Origin of the sequence: Microbacterium sp. NPDC055910 (genome assembly GCF_042271185.1) — a bacterium.
Lineage (GTDB): Bacteria > Actinomycetota > Actinomycetes > Actinomycetales > Microbacteriaceae > Microbacterium.
Genome location: NZ_JBHJZS010000011.1, coordinates 77,671 through 84,483, shown reverse-complemented (window position 1 = coordinate 84,483; position 6,813 = coordinate 77,671). Strand labels below are relative to the sequence as shown.

Sequence of the window (6,813 nt, the reverse complement as noted above, 5' to 3'; positions counted from 1 at the left end):
CGATGCCCGCCGACCCGACGGGTGGCATGGAATTTTGACGCCGCGCGGGTCATTGCGGCGACGCCGCGTTGACCCGCGATGGGTCAAGGTCGAGGAGCCGCCGTAGGCGGCGTATCGAGACCCCAGCCTCACAGCGAAGGGCCTCTCCCCAGCGGAGAGGCCCTTCGTCGTTCAGCGGAACAGGCTCATCGACGCCTGCTCGGCGTCGGCGTACTGGCGGCCCGCCGTGGCGAGTGCCGCGTTGAGCCCGGTCAGCGAGTCCTCGACGGTGCGCTGCGTCGCGCGCCACTGCTCGACGCTGGAGTGGAAGGCGACCGACGCCGCGCCCGTCCACGAACCCTGCAGCTGCGTCAGCTGCCCCATGAGCGCGGCGACTTCGGCCTGCAGCCGGTCGATCGTGCCGCGTACGGCGGTCGTGGACGAGAGGACGGCGTCGCTGTCGACGGAGAAGACGGCCATGGACGAAACCCTTCCGGACGGGGCTGCCGGATGCTGCCCGCTCTGCCGCAACGGTAGGCGCCCGGTCCGTCTCGCCGAGGCCGTGCCGACCGAGCGGTGGACGGATGATCCCCGGGCTCGGTTGGGGAGGAGCCGTCAGCGACCGGCGTCGTCGGCGAGGCTCTGCGGCAGACGGGGGAGCGGCTGCGTCTCGAGGTGCAGATGCTCGGCGGCATCCCGTCCCTTCGCCAGCGGAAGCGAGAAGCGGAAGGTTGCACCCCCGCCGGGGGTGTCGACGACTCCGACCGACCCGTGCAGGGCCTCGACGATCGACGCGACGATCGACAGGCCGAGACCCGAACCGCCCGTCTCGCGCGTGCGCGACGTGTCGGCGCGCCAGAAGCGCTGGAAGATCTTCTCCTTGATCTGATCGGGCACACCCTCGCCATGGTCGACGATCTCGACCCATCCGGTGGATGCCGCGGCATCGACTCCGATCCGCAGTTCGATCGGCGAGTCCGCCGTCGTGAAGCGCCGGGCGTTGCCGAGCAGATTCGTCACGACCTGCCGCACGCGGTTCTCGTCGCCCAGCACGATGGGCACCGGATCCGCGGGGGGATGCGCGACGATGGGCGGTTCGGCCGGCTCGGCCGGGGATGCATCCGGCGCCGGGTCGGTCGGCGCGGGCTTGGGCTTGCGACGCAGAAGCGCCGCGATCGCCGAGGTCGAGGGGCGCTTGCGCTCGCTCTCAGAGATGTCCTCGCGCGGCGTCGTGGGCGGGCGCGGAGGCTCGTGGGCGGTCGTGTCGATGACCGTGACACGGCGACCGGGCGCCGTCGCGCGCACGTCGAGCGCGGCATCCCGGGCGATCGGTCGCAGGTCGACCGGCGTGATCACGACGTCGCGGCGTTCGTCGAGACGCGCGAGCGCGAGGAGGTCCTCGACGAGCAACCCCATGCGCTTCGCTTCGCTCTCGATGCGGTCCATCGACTGCGCGATGTCTTCTTCGCTGCGGATCGCACCCATCCGGTACAGCTCGGCGTAGCCGCGCACCGTGACGAGGGGAGTGCGCAGCTCGTGGCTCGCGTCGCCGATGAAGCGTCGCATCTGCCGCACGGTCGCATCGCGCTGCGTGATCGCGGTGTCGACGCGGCCGAGCATCGCGTTGATGGCCGTCTTGAGCCGCCCGACCTCGGTCGTCGTCGGCTCGATGTCGGTCATGCGCTGCCCGAAGTCACCCGCCGCGATCGCCATGGCGGTGGATTCGACCTGGCCGAGGCTGCGGAAGGCGAACGTCACGAGCCAGCGCGTCGCGAACGCCCCGATCACGAGCACGATGAGCGCGAGGATCGAGTAGATGCTGAGGAAGGTCGTCACGACCTGATTGACGGGGGCGACCGAGGCGGCGACGAGCTGCGGCACGAACGTGCCGCCCGGAAGCTCGAGGGGCGCCACGCTCGCGACGAACCGCGTCCCCGTCTCCGGATCGGCGAGCTCGAACGGGGTGGTGCCCTCGCCATGGGTCTTCTGCAGCGAATAGTCGGCGGGGAACGCCGGTGTCGGCGCGCCCGCGCCCGCCGAGATGACGAGCTCCCCGGGATCGAGGGACTGGTAGAGGGCCACGTGGTAATCGGTGCGCGGGACCTCTTCCTTCTCGGTCGCGTCCACGACGCCCTCGTTGAGCGTGATGTCGAACAGCCCGAGGCCGATCTCGGTCGCCGCGACCTGCTGCACGGTGCTCTCGAGGTTGACGATGAGAGCGTTGCGCAGGAACACGCTCGCACCCGCACCGGTCGCGGTGAGCCCCAGCGCGAGCACCGTGACGGTCACGCCGGTCACCTTGGCGCGCAGGCTCGTTCCGCGCCACCATCGGGTGACCGGGTCAGTCTGGTGCGCCACGCGGCCCCCTCGCGTCTGTGCGACCGATCAGGTGGTCTTGCCGACCTTCAGCATGTAGCCGAAGCCGCGCTTGGTCTGGATGAGCGGCTCGGTCGAGTGCGGGTCGATCTTGCGGCGCAGATACGAGATGTAGCTCTCGACGATGCCGGCGTCGCCGTTGAAGTCGTACTCCCACACGTGGTCGAGGATCTGCGCCTTCGACAGCACGCGGTTCGGATTGAGCATGAGATAGCGCAGCAGCTTGAACTCGGTGGGGCTCAGATCGATCGAGACGTCGCCGACCTGCACGTCGTGCGTGTCCTGGTCCATCGTCAGCTCGCCCGCGCGGATGACCGACTCTTCGTCGGCCTGCATCGTGCGGCGCAGGATCGCCTGGATGCGGGCGACGATCTCGTCGAGGCTGAACGGCTTCGTGACGTAGTCGTCGCCGCCGGCGTTGAGGCCGGCGATCTTGTCTTCGGTCTCGTCCTTCGCCGTGAGGAAGAGGATCGGCGCCGTATAGCCGGCGCCCCGGAGGCGCTTGGTGACGCTGAACCCGTTCATGTCGGGCAGCATGACGTCGAGGATGATCAGGTCCGGCTCCTCTTCGAGCACAGCCGAGATCGTCTGGGCTCCGTTCGAGACGGCCTTCACCTGATACCCGGCGAAGCGGAGGCTCGTGATGAGCAGGTCGCGGATGTTCGGTTCGTCGTCCACAACGAGGATGCGCGGTGCGGTCATAGGCCAATACTGGCACCGGAAGTGATGCGGATGCTGGATATCTGTGTGCGAGCCGCCTTCACGCTCCCGCGCACGCGAGCTCGGCGGCATCCTGAGCCCGTTCGTCGGCACCGGGTGTTCTGGCCAGAACAGGCGGAATTCCGGCGGAATCGGCCGGTCCTGCCCAGGGCGACCGGTTCGGGGTGGGCGGTGGACGCGGGCGGTCAGGCGGCGAGGCAGCCGCGGACGGCGATCGCGACCACCGGGCGCACGGGGGCGTCCGGCTCGACGCTCAGGCGATGGAGGATGATGCCGTCGCTGAAAGCCATGAAGGCCTGCGTCGCGGCATCCGGATGCTGCGCACCCAGTGCCGTCAGAAGGTTCCGCGCCCACGTTGCCAGGCCCTCGCGCTGCGCGTGCAGGGGCGCGAACAGGTCGGGGTCGGACGCGGCCTCGAGGAAGAGGGCGTAGCGCGCGCGTGTGCGCACGGCGTAGACCCCGGTGAGGAGCTCGATCGCGTCGCTGAAGAGGTCGACGAAGCCGTCGACGTCGTCGAACGGCCGTGCGGCGGCGGCGCCGAGATCGCTGCTCTCGCGGTCGGCGATCCACTGCGTGACGCCGGCGAGCAGGGCCGCGCGGGTGCGGAAGTGGTTGGAGGTCGAACCGCGGGCCAGACCCGCCCGCTCGTCGACGCGGGCGTGCGTGAGTGCCCGGATCGACTGGGTCCCGATGAGCTCGACGGCTGCGTCGAGAGCACGTTCCCGGATGCTGGGCATGCGGCGAGCGTACCAGTGTCACTACGGATGTAGTGACACGGCACTACGAACGTAGTACGATCGCGCCATGGATGAGACAGGGGATGCTGCCGCGGCCGTCGAGCGCACCGTGTCGCTCGCGGGCGTCGATCTGTACGTCGTCGAGATGGGGGCGGGGACCCCCATCGTGCTGCTGCACGGGTTTCCGCAGAGTTCGCGCGAATGGGCGGGAGTTGCGTCGCTGCTCGCACCGCACGCGCGGGTGGTCGTTCCCGATCTGCGCGGATCCGGGCGCAGCGGTGCGCCGGGCGGGTCGTATCGGCTCGAGGTCCTGGGCGATGACGTGCTCGGGCTTCTCGATGCTCTCGGCATTGAGCGCGCCGTCGTGGTCGGTCACGATATCGGCGCTCTCGTGGCGGCGGACCTCGCCATGCGGCATCCGGAGCGGGTCTCTCGCCTCGTCGTGATGTCGGTGCCGCCGATGTATCTGCGCATGACGGGGTCGATGGTGGGGTCGATGAAGTACCTGTGGTTCCAGTACGCGCTCGCCGTGCCGGGGCTCGGCGCGCGGCTGCTGCGGGGCGGTCGGCAGCGGCTGCCGCGGTGGCTGTTCGCGACCTTCGCGCATCGCGGCGGCGTGTCGGCGGCCGACATCGACGCGTATCTCGCCGATCTGCGCGATCGGGCGCAGGCGCGCGCCGGATCGAAGAAGTACCGGCAGCTCGTCGTGCCGGTGTTCCTGCGGATCGTGCTCGGTCGTTACCGCGATCGGCTGCCGATCATGCCGACGCTCGTGCTGTTCGGCGCGGACGACCCGGTCGTGCCGCGCGATGCGCTCGCCGGCGTCGAGGACCACATGCCCGACGTCGCGATCGAGACGATCGCGGACGCGGGGCACTGGCTCGCCGACGAGCAGCCCGCTGCCGTCGCGCGGCGCATCGTGGAGTTCGCGGCGGCGTGAGGGTGTGATCTGGGGATGCTGCGGGCGAACCGTCAGGCGGCGATGCCGTCGGCATCCAGGATCGTGTAGGCGTAGCCCTGCTCGGCGAGGAAGCGCTGGCGGTTCTGGGCGAAGTCCTGGTCGACCGTGTCGCGGGCGATGAGCGTGTAGAAGCTCGCGGTGTTGGCCGACTGCTTGGGGCGCAGCAGGCGTCCCAGGCGCTGAGCCTCTTCCTGACGTGATCCGAACGATCCCGAGACCTGGATGGCGACGGATGCCTCGGGCAGATCGATCGAGAAGTTCGCGACCTTCGACACGACGAGCACCTCGATCTCGCCCTCGCGGAACGCCTGATAGAGCTCTTCGCGTTCGTCGACGGGCGTCGCGCCGGTGATCTTGGGGGCGCCGAGGGCGTCTGAGAGCACCTCGATCTGGTCGAGGTACTGTCCGATGACGAGGATGCGCTCGCCCTTGTGCCGCTCGACGAGCCGGCGCACGACATCGATCTTCGCCGGGGCGGTGGCGGCCAGGCGGTAGCGCTCGTCGTCGGCCGCCGCGGCGTATTCGAGGCGTTCGTACGCGGGCAGATCGACGCGCACTTCGTAGCAGACGGCGGGTGAGATGAAGCCCTGGGCCTCGATCTCCTTCCAGGGTGCGTCGAAGCGCTTGGGGCCGATGAGGCTGAAGACGTCGCCTTCGCGCCCGTCTTCGCGCACGAGCGTCGCCGTCAGGCCGAGTCGGCGGCGGGCCTGCAGATCGGCGGTCAGCTTGAAGACCGGCGCGGGCAGCAGGTGCACCTCGTCGTAGACGATGAGGCCCCAGTCCAGCGCGTCCAGCAGTGCGAGGTGCGCGTACTGGCCCTTCCGCTTGGCGGTGAGGATCTGGTAGGTCGCGATCGTGACGGGCTTGACCTCTTTCACCTGTCCCGAGTACTCGCCGATCTCGTCGGGCGTGAGCGACGTGCGCTTGAGCAGCTCGTCGCGCCACTGGCGCGCGCTGACGGTGTTCGTGACGAGGATGAGCGTCGTCGTCTTCGTGTCGGCCATGGCGGCGGCCCCGACGAGGGTTTTGCCGGCGCCGCAGGGGAGCACGACGACTCCCGAGCCGCCCTCCGTGAAGATGTCGACGGCCTTGCGCTGATAGGGGCGCAGCTGCCAGTCCGCTTCTTCGAGCTCGATGGGATGCGGCGTGCCGGGCGTGTAGCCGGCGAGGTCTTCGGCGGGCCAGCCGATCTTGAGCAGCTCCTGCTTGATGTGCCCGCGCGCCCACGCGTCGACGAGGAAGGTGTCCGGCGACGGGTGGCCGATGAGCAGCGGTTGGATGCGCTTGTTCTTGGACACCTCGGCCAGCACGGCGGCATCCGTCGACTTGAGGATGAGGTCGCCCTCGTCGGTGCGGTCGATGACGAGGCGGCCGTAACGGTTGACGGTCTCGCGGATGTCGATCGACACCGAGGGCGGCACGGGGAACCGCGACCACCGGTCGAGGGTCGCGAGCATGTCCTCGGCGTCGTGGCCCGCGGCGCGGGCGTTCCACAGTCCGAGCCGCGTGACGCGGTAGGTGTGGATGTGTTCGGGGGCGCGCTCGAGCTCGGCGAAGATCGCGAGTTCGTGGCGGGCGTTCTCAGCGTCCGGGTGGGCTACTTCGAGCAGCACCGTCCGGTCACTCTGCACGATGAGGGGGCCGTCAGACATAGCCGTCCAGTCTACCGGTGCCCGCCGGGGTGGGCGGGTCGGGGTGAAAGAGGCGGAGTTCGTGCCCGCCGCCTCGGATACGCTCGCGGCATGCACAGCTCTGACATCCGCAGAAGGCGCTTCGCGACAGCGCGGGGACTGTCCGGTCTGCGTCGTGAGCTGTACGACGTGGACGAGGTCGACGCCTTCCTCGTCGTCTGCGCCGACGCGCTCGCGGCGGCCGAGTCCGGGCGCGGTTCCGCAGCCGCCGCCGACGGCATCGTCACCCAGCAGTTCAGGGCACGTCGGTTCGGAGCCGGCTACGTCGCCGATGAGGTCGACGACTACCTCGACGAGATCGTCGTGGAACTGCGCCGTCACCTCGCGGCAGGCTGAGGCCGGGGCCTCG

The 6,813-nt window shown here is 69.6% G+C and carries 7 protein-coding genes; 2 read left to right on the top strand and 5 right to left on the bottom strand.

Going from position 1 to position 6,813, the window contains the following annotated elements; all coding sequences use genetic code 11:
- Positions 1 to 171 precede the first annotated feature (171 nt).
- The 4 genes from ACFC3F_RS07365 to ACFC3F_RS07350 form a co-directional block, all read right to left on the bottom strand.
- A complete protein-coding gene (locus tag ACFC3F_RS07365; RefSeq protein WP_376128092.1) occupies positions 172 to 459 on the bottom strand; it encodes a WXG100 family type VII secretion target in 288 nt (95 codons plus the stop codon).
- 135 nt (positions 460 to 594) lie between these two features.
- Entirely contained in the window at positions 595 to 2,337 is a 1,743-nt protein-coding gene (locus ACFC3F_RS07360; protein ID WP_376128091.1) for an ATP-binding protein, read from the bottom strand.
- Positions 2,338 to 2,364: 27 nt separating this feature from the next.
- A complete protein-coding gene (locus tag ACFC3F_RS07355; RefSeq protein ID WP_376128089.1) occupies positions 2,365 to 3,057 on the bottom strand; it encodes a response regulator transcription factor in 693 nt (230 codons plus the stop codon).
- Positions 3,058 to 3,260: 203 nt separating this feature from the next.
- Entirely contained in the window at positions 3,261 to 3,812 is a 552-nt protein-coding gene (locus tag ACFC3F_RS07350) for a TetR/AcrR family transcriptional regulator (protein ID WP_376128087.1), read from the bottom strand.
- Between the two features lie 67 nt (positions 3,813 to 3,879).
- On the opposite strand from ACFC3F_RS07350, the gene ACFC3F_RS07345 reads away from it, so the two are divergent.
- Positions 3,880 to 4,752: an alpha/beta fold hydrolase gene (locus ACFC3F_RS07345; protein WP_376128085.1), complete on the top strand. Its 873-nt coding sequence runs from the start codon at positions 3,880 to 3,882 to the stop codon at positions 4,750 to 4,752.
- A 32-nt stretch (positions 4,753 to 4,784) separates the two neighbouring features.
- Here the strand turns inward: ACFC3F_RS07345 and ACFC3F_RS07340 are convergent, their stop codons facing one another.
- Positions 4,785 to 6,425 carry a DNA repair helicase XPB gene (locus ACFC3F_RS07340; protein WP_376128083.1) on the bottom strand — a complete coding sequence of 547 codons (1,641 nt, stop codon included), beginning with the start codon at positions 6,423 to 6,425 and terminating at the stop codon, positions 4,785 to 4,787.
- A gap of 90 nt (positions 6,426 to 6,515) precedes the next feature.
- Here ACFC3F_RS07340 and ACFC3F_RS07335 point away from each other — a divergent pair, with 90 nt between their 5' ends.
- Entirely contained in the window at positions 6,516 to 6,800 is a 285-nt protein-coding gene (locus tag ACFC3F_RS07335; RefSeq protein ID WP_376128081.1) for a DivIVA domain-containing protein, read from the top strand.
- Positions 6,801 to 6,813: the final 13 nt, after the last annotated feature.

What these genes read in the sequence shown, in the direction of transcription:
- ACFC3F_RS07340 (WP_376128083.1), bottom strand. Translation starts at nt 6,425, where the DNA reads ATGTCTGACGGCCCCCTCATCGTGCAGAGTGACCGGACGGTGCTGCTC.
- ACFC3F_RS07355 (WP_376128089.1), bottom strand. Translation starts at nt 3,057, where the DNA reads ATGACCGCACCGCGCATCCTCGTTGTGGACGACGAACCGAACATCCGC.
- ACFC3F_RS07365 (WP_376128092.1), bottom strand. Translation starts at nt 459, where the DNA reads ATGGCCGTCTTCTCCGTCGACAGCGACGCCGTCCTCTCGTCCACGACC.
- ACFC3F_RS07345 (WP_376128085.1), top strand. Translation starts at nt 3,880, where the DNA reads ATGGATGAGACAGGGGATGCTGCCGCGGCCGTCGAGCGCACCGTGTCG.
- ACFC3F_RS07335 (WP_376128081.1), top strand. Translation starts at nt 6,516, where the DNA reads ATGCACAGCTCTGACATCCGCAGAAGGCGCTTCGCGACAGCGCGGGGA.
- ACFC3F_RS07350 (WP_376128087.1), bottom strand. Translation starts at nt 3,812, where the DNA reads ATGCCCAGCATCCGGGAACGTGCTCTCGACGCAGCCGTCGAGCTCATC.